The sequence below is a fragment of the Agrobacterium sp. 22-223-1 genome (assembly GCF_053522385.1).
Map to the genome: position 1 here is coordinate 1,580,513 of NZ_JBNWCN010000001.1, position 15,844 is coordinate 1,596,356.

13 protein-coding genes are annotated in these 15,844 nt (G+C 60.1%); 7 read left to right on the forward strand and 6 right to left on the reverse strand.

All coding sequences use genetic code 11. The features are described from left to right. Positions 1-11 precede the first annotated feature (11 nt). The 4 genes from map to ACQZ60_RS07870 all read left to right on the forward strand — a co-directional run bounded on the left by map (position 12) and on the right by ACQZ60_RS07870 (position 4,000). Positions 12-851 (forward strand): type I methionyl aminopeptidase, encoded by an 840-nt coding sequence (gene map / locus ACQZ60_RS07855; protein WP_035223263.1) that lies wholly within the window; start codon positions 12-14, stop codon positions 849-851. Between the two features lie 14 nt (positions 852-865). Beyond that, entirely contained in the window at positions 866-1,699 is an 834-nt protein-coding gene (radC, locus tag ACQZ60_RS07860; RefSeq protein ID WP_448735021.1) for a RadC family protein, read from the forward strand. A gap of 137 nt (positions 1,700-1,836) precedes the next feature. Beyond that, positions 1,837-2,259 carry a TadE/TadG family type IV pilus assembly protein gene (locus ACQZ60_RS07865; protein ID WP_003524819.1) on the forward strand — a complete coding sequence of 141 codons (423 nt, stop codon included), beginning with the start codon at positions 1,837-1,839 and terminating at the stop codon, positions 2,257-2,259. Between the two features lies 1 nt (position 2,260). Further along, entirely contained in the window at positions 2,261-4,000 is a 1,740-nt protein-coding gene (locus ACQZ60_RS07870) for a TadG family pilus assembly protein (protein ID WP_448735022.1), read from the forward strand. A gap of 66 nt (positions 4,001-4,066) precedes the next feature. Here ACQZ60_RS07870 and ACQZ60_RS07875 read toward each other — a convergent pair whose 3' ends face one another. The 4 genes from ACQZ60_RS07875 to rpiA form a co-directional block, all read right to left on the reverse strand. After that, the gene (locus ACQZ60_RS07875) at positions 4,067-5,443 is read right to left on the reverse strand and encodes a class II 3-deoxy-7-phosphoheptulonate synthase (RefSeq protein ID WP_035262011.1); all 1,377 of its coding nucleotides are present in this window, start codon (positions 5,441-5,443) and stop codon (positions 4,067-4,069) included. Between the two features lie 248 nt (positions 5,444-5,691). Then, on the reverse strand, positions 5,692-7,077 hold the full coding sequence (gor, locus tag ACQZ60_RS07880) for a glutathione-disulfide reductase (RefSeq protein WP_035262014.1): 1,386 nt from the start codon (positions 7,075-7,077) through the stop codon (positions 5,692-5,694). 208 nt (positions 7,078-7,285) lie between these two features. After that, positions 7,286-7,855 carry a DUF2059 domain-containing protein gene (locus tag ACQZ60_RS07885; protein ID WP_003524811.1) on the reverse strand — a complete coding sequence of 190 codons (570 nt, stop codon included), beginning with the start codon at positions 7,853-7,855 and terminating at the stop codon, positions 7,286-7,288. A 16-nt stretch (positions 7,856-7,871) separates the two neighbouring features. Then, a complete protein-coding gene (gene rpiA, locus ACQZ60_RS07890) occupies positions 7,872-8,567 on the reverse strand; it encodes a ribose-5-phosphate isomerase RpiA (protein WP_035262017.1) in 696 nt (231 codons plus the stop codon). Positions 8,568-8,757: 190 nt separating this feature from the next. On the opposite strand from rpiA, the gene ACQZ60_RS07895 reads away from it, so the two are divergent. Continuing rightward, a complete protein-coding gene (locus tag ACQZ60_RS07895; protein WP_020811185.1) occupies positions 8,758-9,459 on the forward strand; it encodes a phosphoglycolate phosphatase in 702 nt (233 codons plus the stop codon). Positions 9,460-9,771: 312 nt separating this feature from the next. Here the strand turns inward: ACQZ60_RS07895 and ACQZ60_RS07900 are convergent, their stop codons facing one another. Further along, positions 9,772-11,721 (reverse strand): L,D-transpeptidase family protein, encoded by a 1,950-nt coding sequence (locus ACQZ60_RS07900; protein WP_020811186.1) that lies wholly within the window; start codon positions 11,719-11,721, stop codon positions 9,772-9,774. 412 nt (positions 11,722-12,133) lie between these two features. On the opposite strand from ACQZ60_RS07900, the gene fumC reads away from it, so the two are divergent. Further along, on the forward strand, positions 12,134-13,525 hold the full coding sequence (fumC, locus tag ACQZ60_RS07905; protein ID WP_003524804.1) for a class II fumarate hydratase: 1,392 nt from the start codon (positions 12,134-12,136) through the stop codon (positions 13,523-13,525). 120 nt (positions 13,526-13,645) lie between these two features. Next, on the forward strand, positions 13,646-13,978 hold the full coding sequence (locus tag ACQZ60_RS07910) for a hypothetical protein (protein WP_155246281.1): 333 nt from the start codon (positions 13,646-13,648) through the stop codon (positions 13,976-13,978). Positions 13,979-14,096: 118 nt separating this feature from the next. Here the strand turns inward: ACQZ60_RS07910 and ACQZ60_RS07915 are convergent, their stop codons facing one another. Beyond that, positions 14,097-15,725, reverse strand: coding sequence for a CTP synthase (locus ACQZ60_RS07915; protein ID WP_035223457.1), 1,629 nt, complete (start codon positions 15,723-15,725; stop codon positions 14,097-14,099). Positions 15,726-15,844 lie beyond the last annotated feature (119 nt).

A 15,844-nucleotide genomic window follows, 5' to 3' on the forward strand; every position in this document is an offset into this window, starting at 1 on the left:
AAAGCACCAAGATGGTCACCTATATCGACGCAGCCTCCGCCCCCCTCAAGAATACCGGCGTCATCCGCCTCTATAACTCTGAGGACTTCGACGGCATGCGCAAGGCGTGCCAGCTGACGGCGCGCTGCCTCGATGAACTTGCGGCAATCGTCAAGCCGGGCGTCACCACGGATGCCATCGATCGTTTCGTCTTCGAGTTTGGCGCCGACCACGGCGCGCTGCCGGCAACACTAAATTATCGCGGTTATACGAAATCCGTCTGCACCTCGATCAACCATGTGGTCTGCCACGGCATTCCAGACGAAAAGCCGCTGCGCGACGGCGATATCGTCAATATCGATGTGACCTATGTGCTGGATGGCTGGCATGGCGATTCAAGCCGCATGTATCCGGTCGGCCAGATCAAGCGCGCCGCCGAGCGGCTGATGGAAGTGACCTATGAATGCCTGCTGCGCGGCATCGCGGCGGTGAAGCCCGGCGTGCGCACCGGCGCAATCGGCGCGGCGATCCAGGCCTATGCGGAAGCGGAGCGCTGCTCTGTCGTGCGCGATTTCTGCGGCCATGGCGTCGGACGCCTGTTCCACGACACGCCGAACATCCTGCATTACGGCCGCCCGGACGAAGGGCCGGAAATCCGCGAAGGCATGATCTTCACCATCGAGCCGATGATCAATCTCGGCAAACCGCATGTGAAGGTGCTTTCCGACGGCTGGACGGCGGTAACTCGCGACCGGTCGCTCTCCGCCCAATATGAACATGCCGTCGGCGTCACGGCCACCGGCTGCGAAATCTTCACACTGTCGCCCGGCGGCTTCGACCGTCCGGGCCTGCCACCGCTTCCCCCCGCATAAGGCCAGACTCGCCTATGGCAAAACGCCCCGCCCCGCCTTCCGCCGATCTTTCCAAAACTCCCGGCTTTCAGGCGGGCGAAGGCGATCTGTTCAACGGAGCGGATGAGCGCGGTTTTTTTGCCGAATCGCGAAGCGGCGCAAAAAGACCGGCAGCCATCGTCGAACAGGAAACGGATGCCGCCCATTATCATGGACATCGCGACCGGCTGCGGGCGCGTTATCGCGATGGCGGCGACGCGGCGCTCGCCGATTACGAATTGCTGGAGCTTCTTCTCTTCCGGCTGATCCCGAGGCGCGATACCAAACCCATCGCCAAGGCCCTGATCGCCCGCTTCGGAACGCTTGGCAGCGTGCTCGGCGCGCCCTTGCCGCTGTTGCAAGAGGTGAAGGGCGTGGGCGAAACCGTGGCGCTCGATCTGAAGCTCGTCGCCTCCGTTTCCCAGCGCATGCTGAAAAGCGAGATCCGCAACAAGCAGGTGCTCGGCTCCTGGTCCTCGGTCATCGATTATTGCCACGCCGCCATGGCCCATGAAACGCGCGAACAGTTCCGCGTCCTGTTCCTCGACAAGCGCAACGTCCTGATCGCCGATGAGGTGCAGGGCCAGGGAACCGTGGATCACACGCCGGTCTACCCGCGCGAGGTCGTGCGCCGCGCCCTTGAACTTTCATCTACCGCCTTGATTTTAATCCACAATCATCCAAGTGGAGACCCAACGCCTTCGCGCGCCGATATCGAGATGACCAAGACCATCATCGATACGGCAAAGCCGCTCGGCATCGCCGTCCACGACCACATCATCATCGGCAAGGACGGCCACGCCAGTTTCAAAGGCCTTCGGTTGATCTGAAGTAGACGCGAAAGTTTAAGAAGAGCTGCAACCCACAGGAGCGGCATCAACACAAAATTAACACCTATAAATTAGCATTTCCGAAAATAATAAATCAAGGCATCGAACCTTGATGCCTGAAGGAACGGGGGTGCTTTATGTTTAATGGAGTGCGTTTCTTTCGCGATAGATCTGGCTCGTCTGCTGTCGAGTTCGCCATCGTCGCACCGATATTCTTTCTCGTCCTGCTCACCATGATCGCCTACGGCATTTATCTGATGGCGGCCTATTCGGTGCAGCAGATCGCCGCAGACGCGGCGCGGACGGCGGTTGCCGGCCTCAATACGACCGAGCGCCAGCAGCTTGCCCGGGATTTCGTCACCAAAAGCGACCTCAGCTACGCCTTCATGGACAAGAGCCGCTTCACCGTCGATGTCGCGACGGATCCCGCCAATGCCAACCAGTTCACCGTGAAGGTCGAATATGACGCCCGCGATCTGCCGATCTGGAGCCTCTACAGCTACACCCTGCCCGAGCCGGTCATCCGGCGTTTTTCCACCATCCGGATCGGAGGAGCATGACATGCGAGATTTTCATTCCCTGCTTCCCCGCTTCCTCAAGGATAAAACGGGCAACATCGCCATTTCGGCGGGGCTCACCGCACCGCTCTTCATCGGCATATTGGCGCTCGGCGTCGACTACGGTTATCTGACATTGCAAAAACGGCAATTGCAGCAGACCGCCGATCTCGCAGCCATATCGGCGGCAGCAAACGCCGCGGACGCCGAAAAGGCGGTTCAGCAATATTTCGCCCTCAATGGCATGGATCTCGGTGTCAGGACGGCCCAGGGACTTTTGACCGAAAAGGGCCTGCAACCCTTCGACCCGCTGAATGAATTCGCCAACAGCAAGGGTTATGCCGAGGTCATCAAGGGTCATTACGAGCCGGATGCGACAGTCCCGGTCGGCCAGCGTTTCGTCGATAACGCCCTGCCCACCAATGCGATAAAGGTGAACATCGTTGAACAGGGCCAGATATTCTTCGCTTCCGCCTTCACCAAGCCGCCAAAGGTCTCGGCGGTCGGAACGGCCTCGTCCCAAAGGATCGCGGCATTTTCGGTGGGATCGCGCCTCGCCAGCCTCGATGAGGGAATTCTCAACAGCCTGCTCGGCGGTCTGCTCGGCACCACGGTTTCATTGAAACTCATGGATTATCAGGCGCTTCTCGCCGCCGATGTCAATGCGCTCAAGATCGTCGAGGCGCTGGCCATCGATCTCAACCTCACCGCCGGCACCTATAAGGATGTTCTGAAAACGGAAATCAGCTACGGCAAATTCCTCGACGTGCTGACGAAAACCACGGGGTTGCAGCCGGCGGTCGTCAACATTTTGAATACGCTGCAAAAAACCGTCAACAAGAGCAACGTCAAGATCAAGCTCGAGGAGATACTCAATCTCGGCCCGTTCTCGGACAAGCTGATCGGTACGGGCGAAAACCTCAAGGTCACCGCCGGCGTCTTCGATCTCATCAATGCCGCCGCCGTGGCGGGCAATGGCGGCAACCAGCTGGGGCTTAATATCAACGCCAATCTTCTCGGCCTCGCCTCGGTCAAAGCGACACTCGCCATCGGTGAACCGCCGGTCGAAACGCCGTCGCTCGCCGTCGGCGGTCAGGGCACCGTGGTGCGCACCGCACAGACCCGTCTTGCGGTCAGCGTCGTGGTGGACGGGCTTCAGGCCATTGCCGGCCTCAAGGTCAATCTCCCGCTTTATGTGGAAGTCGCCCATGCCGAAGCGCGGCTTGCCGATATTCGCTGCACGGGCGGCGGACAGGGCACCGTCGATGTCGAGGTCGTTCCCGGGATCGTCGAAATCGCCCTTGGCAATGTCGATACCACAGCCTTTGCCAATTTCGGCAGGGACCCGCGCGTCACCAAGGCCGCAATCGTGGACTCGGCGCTGCTCGCCATCAATGGCAGCGCCCTCATCAATGCCACCAATATGACCAAAACCAAACTGACCTTCACGCAGTCCGATATTACCCAGGCCAAGATCAAGAGTGTCTCCACCAAGGACACCGTCACCACTCTTGTCAGTTCACTGCTGAAGAACCTCAACCTGGATATCAGGCTTCTCTTCCTCAACCTGGATTTGGGAGGCCTGGCGGGCATTCAGTCGGCGCTTGCCAACACGCTTGCGGCAGTCACCGCTCCGGTCGATCAGCTGCTCTACAACGTGCTTCTGGTTCTCGGCGTCAAGATCGGCGAAGCCGATGTGCGGGTCACGGATGTCCGCTGCCAGCAGCCGGCGCTGGTGCAATAATTCAGTACCGCGCATGAAAAAGCCGCCGGAGGGTCTCCCGGCGGCTTTTTTGTTTATGGTGTCAGATCAGGCGTTGGCGATTGCCAGACGCTTTTCATCGCGGCCGCTCTTCATGCGCTCGGACAGCAGGAACGCCAGTTCCAGCGCCTGATCGGCATTGAGGCGCGGATCGCAATGGGTGTGGTAACGGTCGGACAGCGAATCCGCCGTCACGGCGCGCGCGCCGCCCGTGCATTCCGTCACGTCCTTGCCGGTCATCTCGATATGGATGCCGCCCGGATGCGTGCCTTCGGCGCGGTGGATCTGGAAGAAGCTTTCGACTTCCGACAGGATGCGCTCGAAAGGACGCGTCTTGTAGTGGTTGAGCGTGATCGTGTTGCCATGCATCGGATCGCAGGACCAGACGACTTTGCGGCCTTCCTTCTCAACCGCACGGATGAGCTTCGGCAGGCTGTCCGCCACCTTGTCATGGCCGAAACGGCAAATCAGCGTCAGGCGTCCGGCCTCGTTCGCCGGGTTCAGCGCATCGATCAGCTCGATCAGATTGTCGGGCGTCAGCGACGGACCACATTTCAGGCCGATCGGGTTCTTGATGCCACGGAAATATTCCACATGCGCATGATCGAGCTGGCGCGTGCGGTCGCCGATCCAGATCATGTGGCCCGAGGTGGCGTACCAGTCGCCGGAGGTGGAATCGACGCGGGTAAGCGCCTCTTCGTAGCCGAGAAGCAGCGCCTCATGGCTGGTGAAGAAGTCGGTCTCGCGCAGGCTCGGATTGCTCTCCGCCGTGATCCCGATCGCCTTCATGAAATCCATGGTCTCGGAAATACGGTCGGCCAGCTTGCGGTAACGGTCCGCCTGCGGGCTGTCCTTGATGAAGCCGAGCATCCACTGGTGAACGTTTTCGAGGTTGGCGTAACCGCCCATCGCGAAAGCGCGGAGCAGGTTCAGCGTCGCCGCCGACTGGCGGTAGGCGTCAAGCTGCCGCTCCGGGTTCGGAATGCGCGAGGCCTCGTTGAATTCGATGCCATTAATGATGTCGCCGCGGTAAGACGGCAGCGTCACGCCATCCTGCGCTTCCACGTTGGAAGAACGCGGCTTGGCGAACTGACCGGCAATGCGGCCGACCTTCACGACGGGCAGCTGCGCGCCATAGGTCAGCACGACGGCCATCTGCAGGAAGGCGCGGAAGAAGTCGCGGATATTGTCCGCGCCATGTTCGGCGAAGCTTTCAGCGCAATCGCCGCCCTGCAGCAGAAAGGCGTTGCCTTCCGCCACGTTGGCAAGCTGTTTTTTCAAGCGGCGTGCTTCACCGGCAAAGACCAGGGGCGGATAGGTCGCAAGCGTGGCTTCCGTTGCCGCAAGCGCTGCCGCATCCGGATATTCGGGAACCTGCTGGATCGGTTTCTGCCGCCAGCTGCCGGGGGTCCAATTCTGTGCCATGTTCTCACCCTTTTCTCGCCCGCGCGACGTCGCGCGGCCGCCTCGAAAAATTGAGCGGCTTATAGCTCCAAGCATCGGCTTTGCATAGCCGATCCCTGAGCCATCCGGCTCATTCTGCCCGTTTTGCGCGCTCCAGACGCACAAAAGTCAATTCAAACGATTTAACAACCCCGCCGCCATTCGAAAACTTCGCTTTCAAAGGGCGGCAGGCTGATGTGGGCGACGATTATATCACGCCTGTACCGGCGTTACACACGCTCGCCATTCACGACGCGATAGCTCGGCGAATACATCGTCACCAGCTCTTCGGCGGCCGTCGGATGAACCGCCATGGTGCGGTCGAAATCATCCTTGGTGCAGCCGGCTTTCAGCGTGATGCCGAGAAGCTGCGCCATCTCGCCCGCCTCATGGCCGAGAATATGCGCGCCCACGACCTTGCGGTCGGCGGCATTGACGATCAGCTTCATGATCGTCTTTTCCTGACGGCCGGAAAGCGTCGCCTTCATCGGCCGGAACTGGGCGCGATAAACTTCCAGTTCCGGATATTTCTTGCCGGCTTCCTCTTCCGAAAGACCGACGGTTCCGATTTCCGGCTGCGAGAACACCGCCGTCGCGATCAGCTCATGATCCGGCTTGGTCGGGTTGTTCTTGTATTCGGTTTCGATGAAGCACATGGCCTCATGGATCGCCACCGGCGTCAGCTGTACCCGGTCAGTGACGTCGCCCAAAGCGAAGATATTCGGCACGTTGGTGCGCGAATAATCGTCGACGATGATCGCGCCGCGCGCATCGAGCTTCACACCGGCATTTTCGAGACCGAGACCTTTCGTGTTCGGATCGCGCCCGAGCGCCAGCATCACCGTCTCGACGGCAAGCGTGCCATGGTTCTTGGTGCGGGCCTGCAATACGCCCTCACCCTTCGTCACTTCTTCGATGACATCGCCGAGCAGGATCCTGATGCCCTTGGCCTCCATGGCCTCGTGCAGACCCTTGCGCATGTCCTGATCGAAACGCGACAGGATTTCCTTGCCGCGGTAGATCAGGGTCGTTTCAACGCCGAGTCCATGGAAGATATTGGCGAATTCGACCGCGATGTAACCGCCGCCGGCGATCAGGATCGACTTCGGCAGCTCTTCCAGGTCGAAGGCCTCGTTGGACGAGATCGTCAGCTCATGGCCGGGCAGCGCCTTGTGCTCGTTCGGCGTGCCGCCGACGGCAATCACGATACGCTCGGCGGTGAAGGTCTCGCCGGTTTTCGTCAGCTTCACGGTATGGGCGTCGACCAGTTCCGCCCGGCTGTCGAAAATATCAGCCTTGGCGTTTTCCAGACCCTTGCGGTAGAGCCCTTCGAGACGGGCGATTTCCTTGTCCTTGGCCGCGATCAGCTTCTTCCAGTCGAAGCTGCGCTCGCCGACGCTCCAGCCGAATCCTTCCGAATCCTCGAAATGCTCAGGGAATTGCGAGGCATAAACGAACAGCTTCTTCGGCACGCAGCCGCGGATGACGCAGGTTCCGCCATAGCGGTATTCCTCGGCGATTGCGACGCGCTTGCCGAGCGAGGCCGCCACGCGGCCGCTGCGCACGCCGCCGGAACCGCCACCGATGACGAAAAGATCGTAGTCATAAGCTGTCATAGTCAAAACCCCTGATCAAAACCGCCGCCGTCAGCCTCGAGACGGGCGGCGGCGCATTCACGGCACATATAGGTGCTGCGACGCACAAATGAAAAGCCCGGTCTTGCGGCCGGGCTTTGAATATTTCTGAAGGTAGGCCTTTTTGCCCGAGCGTCGGATTTTCCGGAAACCGCTTCACACGTTCCGGCCCGATGCTCTCCCTGTTCAATCAGGGCTTGGGAGCAGCCGGAGCGCCACCGGTGGCGTTCTGATCGGCCGGAAGCGGCTTCAGATCGGCGCCGGCAACCTTCTGCAGTTCCGACATGCTGGAAGCGTTGAGGTCGCGGTTGATGCCGGCTGCCCAGATGTCGGCGGCCTTCATCAGTTCGCGCGTGGCGATCGGGCCGTCCTTCAGGAGCTTCTTGCCGGCTTCGCTGCTGTAGAAGGTGGAAATGGCGTTCAGCTCTTCGACGGTGAAGGCGCGCGCATAGGTGAGCGCTGCTTCGCGCTCCAGATCGGCGCGGCGCGGCGCAAGCTCGAGCGCCTTGGCATCGACGGTCTCGGTGATTGCGTCCTGAACGTTCGGCGAAGCCTGAATGAGCTCGGCCTTCAGACGCTCCGCCAGACCCGGCAGAATGTCGTCGAAACGGTCGGTAACGCCAAGAGAGGTGATCGCCTGCCGTGCGGCAGCGATATGCGCTTCCGAAATTTCCTGAGCGCGTGCGGCAGTACCGAACACGATGCCGGAAATGAGGATCGAAGCAGCGGCAGCTTTGCCCAGTCCCGCTAGTTTGACCATGAAAATCTCGCTCCTGTTATACTGCCTGCATCACGCGGGCGCCTTCAGGACCCGCGATAATGGCAAGCGATGCCAAATTTATGAAAAGTCCGTGCTCGACGACACCGGGAATCGTGTTCAGCTCGCGTGCTAGCGCTTCTGCATCAGGAATACGGCCAAAAGATGCGTCGAGGATAAGGTGCCCGCCATCGGTCATGAAGGCGCCGTCGCCGGAAGAACGCATCGTCAGCGTGCCGGAAAGCCCGGAACGCGCCGCCAGTTTTTCGATGGCGATACGCGTCGCCACCTGGCCGAACGGGTTGATTTCGATGGGCAGCGGAAAGGCGCCCAGCGTCTCCACCACCTTGCTCTGGTCGGCGATCACGATCATGCGGGCGGATGCCGCCGCAACGATCTTTTCGCGCAGCAGCGCACCGCCGCCGCCCTTGACGAGACGCAGCGCATGATCGACTTCGTCAGCGCCGTCGATGGTCAGATCCAGCTCCGGCAATTCATCCAGCGATTTCAGCGGCACGCCAAGCTCGACGCACAGGCGCGCGGTGCGCTCGGATGTCGGCACGCCCTCGACCTTCAGACCGGCGGCGACCTTTTCGGCCAGAAGCCTGACGAATTCCTCGGCCGTCGAACCCGTGCCGATACCGAGCCGCATCCCATCCTGTACGTGGGACAATGCGGCCTCGGCGGCCTTGATCTTCATCTGGCGGGCATCCATGTGCCTGAAACTCCGGTAACTTTGTCGTCGCCGTGCTGTTTACACGGGTCGAAAGCCAAACGAAAGCCTTTTTCAAGCCAACGAACAGAACGTTGTGACGCGGTTGCAAAGACAGGCCCGTTTGCCTAGGCTTGGCGGGAATGAAAGCACCGATACATCAGTTACACGCATTCCCGAGAGGCCAGTTCCCGTGACATCCCGCCCGCTCTCCCCGCTCGCCATTTTCGATCTCGACGGCACGCTGGTCGATACCGCCGCCGATCTGGTCTCGAGCCTTAACCACACCATTGCCGCAGCCGGGCTTGCTCCCGTCACCTATGACGACCTGACCCACCTCGTCGGCCAGGGCGCGCGGGTGATGATCAAGCGGGCCTTCGCGCTTCGCGAGACGGAACTGCCGGAAGCCGAAATCGAGCCGCTCTATGAGCGCTTCATCACCCATTACCGTGCCGAAATGCCCGGCGAGAGCCGCCCCTATCCCGGCATCATCAATACGTTGGATGCGCTCTCGGAAGCCGGCATCACGCTTGCCGTCTGCACCAACAAGACTGAAATCCTCGCTCTGCCGCTGCTCGAAGAACTCGGTCTGACACGCTATTTCGCCGCCATCACCTGCGGCGACACCTTCTCCTTCCGCAAGCCGGATGCCCGCCATATTCTCGGCACCATCGAAAAAGCCGGCGGCGACATCCAGCGCTCCATCATGGTTGGCGACAGCATCAACGACATTCTCGCGGCAAAGAACGCCGCCGTGCCGTCGATCGGCGTGACCTTCGGTTATTCGGATGTGCCGATGGTTGAACTCGAACCGGATGTGGTGATCGACGATTTCACTGAATTGACGCCGGCGCTGTTCGAAGAACTGGTTGCGAAGGGTGCAGCGGCGGCCTGAGAGGCTGAACCAGACAAGTAAAGCGCCAGGGAACGGCGATTCCGACGTCAATGAGAGCTGAACAACCTCTCTTCCGTCATGCCGGACTAGATCCGGCATCCAGTCACGGCGCGTCTGCGCGGTGAAAAGACTCTTTTGCGATCAAGGACTTGATCGCGCTGGACCCCGGATCAATTCCGAGGTGACGGAGTACGGTGTTGCCGTTGACGCCAAATGTAAGGCGGACTCCAGCACCAAACAAATTGGACAGGCCTTTCCTTCAAACAAAAAAAGCGCCGTCTCCGGCGCTTTTTTTTCTTGATGCTATTCTGATCAGATCGACGCGGCCCGCGCCTTCGTCGTCACGGCGAACGCCTTCTGCACATAGCTGTCGCGGTCATAAACATCGTCGAAGAACTGCACCTTGCCGTCCTTGTCCGGCCAGGCGGTGAAATAGGCCACATAGACCGGAACCTTCTCCGGCACCTGCACGGCGCGGTTCTTGCCGGATGCGATCTGCTCGCCGACCTTTTCGACACTGGTGCCGAGAACGGCGGCGGCCATGCGGCGCGGGTCGACCAGACGGATACAGCCATGGCTCAGCGCCCGCATGTCGCGGTTGAAGAAGCTCTTGGCAGGCGTGTCATGCATGTAGATGGCATGCGCATTGGGAAACAGGATTTTCAGGTCGCCCAGCGCATTGTCGCTGCTCGGCGGCTGGCGCACGGAAACGGCGTTGGTGGAGCCATACCAGTTGACGCTGGTGGAGGAGACGGCACGACCGCCCACTTGCACTTCGTAACCCAGCCGGTCGAGATAGGACGGATCGCGGCGCAGCTTCGGCAGCATTTCGTTGACGATGATCGACTGCGGCACGCCCCAATAGGGGTTGAACTCGACGGTCTGGATTTCATCCTGGAAGAAATAGGTCTGGTTGGCCTTGGAGCCGACGACCACCTTCATGCCGAACTGTTCTTTACCCTCATTGTGGTAATAGGCCATGAAAGCGGGCTGGTTGATGAAGACGTAACGCTGGCCGAGATCGGCCGGCAGCCAGCGGACCTGCTCCATGGCCACCTGCACCTTGGCGATCTTCGCGTCATTGCTTTCGCCGACCATGGCGCGCACGGTGGCGCGGCCGATAACGCCATCGGGTTTCAGGCCGTTTTCGCTCTGGAACGCCTTCACCAGATCGACGAGATCGGGCGTATAATCAGGCGTCTGCTGATAAGCGGAAATGATCGCGGCGTGTTCGGCCTTGAAGGCGGGCGAAGCGCGATGTTCGATGGCCTTGACGACATTGGCCATATCCGCGCTGCTGTTGCCGGGCTTCAGCACCAGATCGGCGGGAACTCGGACGACATGCGCCGCATCGCCTTCGCCGCGCAGGCGGGCAAGCTCCGCCTTCAGCGCCAGATATTCGGCGCTCGACGGTTCGCGGCTGCGCAGATAGGCGGCGACATCGGGGCTCAGGCCCGCAAGCTTCAGCACCGGTGCGAGGTTCACCGTCTTGCGCTTGAAATCGTGATAGCCGGAGAGCCGGTTCGGATCGACACGGCCACGGGCCGTATCCTGCACATAGGCGAGAACCTTGGCGGAAAGCGCCAGCTCGAACTGCATCTGCGCCCGCTGATAGGCGTCGGACACGGGCGCCGAGGCCGTCTCCACCGGCGTACCGGGCGCAGCCGCACCGGAAGCGTTGCTGATGCTGGCCGTCACATCCTTTGCCGGTGGCGAAATGCTATAATCGGCCGGATCGAGGCCGCTTTCACCGACCGTCTCGAGAAAGGCGATGACAGCATTGGCGCGCGCGGTCAGCTCGCCTTCCGAAACCCAGAGCGTCTTGCCGCCGGCGCCGTAATAGGCTTCCAGCGCCTTGGCGATCTCGGGGGTGGCGCTGAATTTCAGATTGGCAAGGCCTTCACCGAAATTCGCCGTGTTCACCGCACGGGCCGTATCCGCCTTGTAGTCGTAATAGCGCGGACCGGAAACACGCGGCAGCGGCTCGGGATCGGAAGCATCCGCGCTTTGGCCGGCGCTCGATCCGGGGGGCGAGGTGACGATGCCGGCCGGCGGCAACTCACCGCGATCGCGCGCGATCTTGCCAGGGCCGCCGCGCAGGAGGTCCATCAGCGTTACCGCACCGGCGCTGCCGGGAAGAGCGGTGGAAACGGAAAGACCGAGAGCCAGCACCAGTGCTGCCGATGTTTTTCCAGATGTGACTTGCAATTTGATCCTCGTAGCACCCAGCACCGCCAGCGAAAGGGCGGGCATCAGTTTCATGCCTGTCTAGCCGATCGACGGCCCGTTGAAAAGAAAACGCGAAAAAGCCCACAACCGTGCCGAAATGAACCTTATGATACAGCCAAAGCCGTAAAAACGTAATTTCCAGAATTGGCGAGAATGGTTAAATTTCCATTTATTTCATTCACTTTGCCCTGTCCCGCCAGACCTTCCGGGCGCCCCGGAAAGCCCGGTTTTCCAACCATTTCGCGTCGTAGTAAAAATGACACGCCGGCGCCTTTTTCACCCCGAGCCGCGCCATACGGCGAAATCGCTTTTACGCGGCGGGAAATATCTGCCTCCGCTGCATTGCAGCGCTTTCATTGCCGGCGCGATGATTCTATATATCGGCCGCGCAAGGCGGGCGAAGGCGCCGTTTTGGCGGAGGAAAACGAGTAAAAAGGCAAGATTGATGACAGCCACACGGACGGAAACCGATACATTTGGACCCATTGAAGTTCAGGCCGATCGCTATTGGGGCGCGCAGGCGCAGCGCTCGCTCGGCAACTTCAAGATCGGCTGGGAAAAGCAGCCCGCCTCTGTCGTTCGCGCGCTCGGCATCGTCAAGCAGGCCGCAGCCCGCGCCAACATGGCGCTGGCCGGCCTCGACCCCAAGGTCGGTGACGCCATCATCGCCGCCGCGCAGGAAGTCATCGACGGCAAGCTGACGGAGCATTTCCCACTCGTCGTCTGGCAGACCGGCTCCGGCACCCAGTCCAACATGAACGCCAATGAGGTGATTTCCAACCGCGCAATCGAGATGCTCGGCGGCGAAATGGGCACGAAGAAGCCGGTTCACCCCAACGACCACGTCAATATGAGCCAGTCCTCGAACGACACCTATCCGACGGCGATGCACATCGCCTGCGTGGAAGAGATCGTTCACCACCTGCTGCCGAGCCTCAAGCACCTGCACAAGGCGCTGGAAGCCAAGGTCAAGCAGTTCGAAAAGATCATCAAGATCGGCCGCACCCATACCCAGGATGCAACGCCGCTGACGCTCGGCCAGGAATTCTCCGGCTACGCCGCGCAGGTCGCCTCGGCCATCGCCAATATTGAGACCACCCTGCCCGCGCTCTCCAAGCTCGCCCAGGGCGGCACCGCCGTCGGTACGGGCCTCAACGCTCCCATCGGCTTCGCCGAAAAGGTCGCCGAGGAAATCTCCAAGATTACCGGCCTGCCCTTCGTGACCGCGCCGAACAAGTTCGAGGCACTCGCCTCGCACGATTCCATGGTCTTCTCGCACGGTGCGATCAATGCGGCCGCTGCTGCGCTGTTCAAGATCGCCAACGACATCCGTTTCCTCGGCTCCGGCCCGCGCGCCGGTCTCGGCGAATTGTCGCTGCCGGAAAACGAACCCGGCTCGTCGATCATGCCCGGCAAGGTCAACCCCACCCAGTCGGAAGCGCTGACGCAGGTCTGCGCCCACATCTTCGGCAACAATGCAGCACTGTCCTTCGCCGGTTCGCAGGGCCACTTCGAGCTCAACGTCTATAACCCGATGATGGCCTACAACTTCCTGCAGTCGGTCCAGCTTCTGGGCGATGCGGCCGTTTCCTTCACCGACAATTGCGTCGTCGGCATCGAAGCCCGCGAAGACAACATCCGGAAGGGCGTCGAAAACTCGCTGATGCTTGTCACTGCGCTCAACAGCAAGCTCGGCTATGACATCTGCGCCAAGATCGCCAAGACCGCGCACAAGAACGGCACGACGCTGCGCGACGAGGCCGTTGGCGGCGGATACCTCACCAACGAGGAGTTCGACCAGTATGTGCGCCCGGAGAACATGATCGGGCCGAAGTAAGCCTGTTTGAATCGTGCTGAAATGAAAACAGGCCTTCGGGCCTGTTTTTTTGGGGGGGGCATGAGGGGTGCGACGATGGCGCTCAAACTCCACAGAACTTCAATCTGAGCGGGGATAACATTGAAATATACGGGCATTATCCTGATTGCCGTAATGGCTCTAGCGTCGTGCAATACACTTGGACCCTACAACACCCCAGAGATACGCCGCGTCGCGTCAACCGGGAGCGCATTAGGCAAATGCTTGCAGCGGACCGCAAAGTCGTTTCTTGTTTCAAACAAAAATCCGCAAAAAGTCGCTTCAATGCTTGATAACGCATGCATGTCGGAACGAAAGGCAGCGTTGGATGCCAAGCGTGCGGCAGGTTTGCCGGTGAGCTATTTCGATTATGGAAAAGGGCGACACGAAGTCTCATTATATTGGGCGCACAATGCACAGTGGATTCAAGAATAAGCGGACCACAACCAAAAACCTCTGTGTAAAGAGGTCAGTATCTGAAACTCATGGCGGCAATCTTTAATGCACAATAAAAAGGGCCGCTTTCGCGACCCTCTTCGTATTCTGCAAACCGTCAAACCAGCCGGCTTTGTTCCACCGCCGCTTCAATGAAGCTGGCGAAAAGCGGATGCGGGTCGAGCGGGCGGCTCTTCAGTTCCGGGTGATACTGCACACCGATGAACCACGGGTGGTCAGGATATTCCACCGTTTCCGGCAGGACACCATCCGGAGACATGCCCGAGAAGACCAGTCCGCATTCTTCCAGCCGGTCCTTGTAGTCCACATTCACCTCGTAGCGGTGACGGTGGCGCTCGGAAATGTCAGTGGTGCCGTAGATATCGGCAATCTTGGTGTCTTTCTTCAGCGCCGCTTTGTAAGCACCGAGACGCATCGTACCGCCGAGATCGCCCTTGGAGGAACGCTTCTCCAGCTCGTTGCCCTTCACCCATTCGGTCATCAGGCCGACGACCGGCTCAGAGGTCGGACCGAATTCGGTCGAGGAGGCATTTTCGATGCCGGCCAGATGACGGGCCGCTTCCACGACCGCCATCTGCATGCCGAAGCAGATGCCGAAATAGGGCACGTTGCGCTCACGCGCGAACTGCGCCGCCATGATCTTGCCTTCCGAACCGCGCTCGCCGAAACCGCCGGGCACCAGAATGCCGTTGACCTTTTCGAGATAAGGCGTCGGGTCTTCCTTTTCGAAGACTTCCGACTCGATCCACTCCAGCTTGACCTTGACGCGGTTGGCGAAACCGCCGTGATGCAGCGCCTCGATCAGCGACTTATAGGCATCCTTGAGGCCGGTATATTTACCGACGATCGCAATGGTCACTTCGCCTTCCGGCGTGCGGATGCGGTTGCAGACCTCTTCCCACTGTTCCAGACGCGGCTTCGGCGCCGGCTCGATGCCGAACGCGGCCAGCACTTCCGAATCGAGACCTTCCTTGTGGTAGGCAATCGGAACGTCATAGATATTCGCCACATCCAGCGCCTGGATGACGGCGGAAGGACGCACATTGCAGAACAGCGAAAGCTTGCGGCGTTCCGCTTCCGGGATTTCCCGGTCGGCGCGCACCAGCAGAATGTCGGGATGAATGCCGAGCGCCTGCAATTCCTTCACGGAATGCTGGGTCGGCTTGGTCTTCAGCTCGCCAGCTGCCGGAATATAGGGCATCAGCGTCAGGTGAAGATAGATCGCCGTGCCGCGCGGCAGGTCGTTGCCGAGCTGACGGATCGCTTCCATGAACGGCATCGCCTCGATGTCACCCACCGTGCCACCGATCTCGCAGATAACGAAGTCGTAATCGTCATTGCCTTCGATCACGAAATCCTTGATCTCGTTGGTGACATGCGGAATGACCTGAACGGTTGCGCCGAGATAGTCGCCGCGCCGTTCCTTGTCGATGATGTTCTTGTAGATGCGACCGGTGGTGATGTTGTCGGTCTTGGTGGCCGAACGCCCCGTGAAGCGCTCGTAATGGCCAAGGTCGAGGTCCGTCTCGGCACCGTCATCCGTCACGAACACTTCGCCGTGCTGTGTCGGGCTCATGGTGCCGGGATCGACGTTCAGATAGGGGTCGAGTTTACGAAGCCGCACCCGATAACCACGGGATTGCAACAAAGCTCCGAGTGCTGCCGCGGCGATGCCCTTGCCTAGAGAGGAGACCACGCCGCCTGTGATGAATACATATCGCGCCATGGGATTCACCGGATACCTTTTTACCTCTGATTCCGCCAGCCCAAATTTCATGCTTTCGAAAATTCGCTGTTGACGAATTTGCGATGGGTCAGGCCGGAATGCGAACAAAAGAAAACCGG

Bases quoted from the DNA above. Each gene is read 5' to 3' on its own strand.
- map (WP_035223263.1), top strand. From the start codon at position 12: ATGGTCACCTATATCGACGCAGCCTCCGCCCCCCTCAAGAATACCGGC.
- radC (WP_448735021.1), top strand. From the start codon at position 866: ATGGCAAAACGCCCCGCCCCGCCTTCCGCCGATCTTTCCAAAACTCCC.
- ACQZ60_RS07865 (WP_003524819.1), top strand. From the start codon at position 1,837: ATGTTTAATGGAGTGCGTTTCTTTCGCGATAGATCTGGCTCGTCTGCT.
- ACQZ60_RS07870 (WP_448735022.1), top strand. From the start codon at position 2,261: ATGCGAGATTTTCATTCCCTGCTTCCCCGCTTCCTCAAGGATAAAACG.
- ACQZ60_RS07875 (WP_035262011.1), bottom strand. From the start codon at position 5,443: ATGGCACAGAATTGGACCCCCGGCAGCTGGCGGCAGAAACCGATCCAG.
- gor (WP_035262014.1), bottom strand. From the start codon at position 7,077: ATGACAGCTTATGACTACGATCTTTTCGTCATCGGTGGCGGTTCCGGC.
- ACQZ60_RS07885 (WP_003524811.1), bottom strand. From the start codon at position 7,855: ATGGTCAAACTAGCGGGACTGGGCAAAGCTGCCGCTGCTTCGATCCTC.
- rpiA (WP_035262017.1), bottom strand. From the start codon at position 8,567: ATGGATGCCCGCCAGATGAAGATCAAGGCCGCCGAGGCCGCATTGTCC.
- ACQZ60_RS07900 (WP_020811186.1), bottom strand. From the start codon at position 11,721: ATGAAACTGATGCCCGCCCTTTCGCTGGCGGTGCTGGGTGCTACGAGG.
- fumC (WP_003524804.1), top strand. From the start codon at position 12,134: ATGACAGCCACACGGACGGAAACCGATACATTTGGACCCATTGAAGTT.
- ACQZ60_RS07915 (WP_035223457.1), bottom strand. From the start codon at position 15,725: ATGGCGCGATATGTATTCATCACAGGCGGCGTGGTCTCCTCTCTAGGC.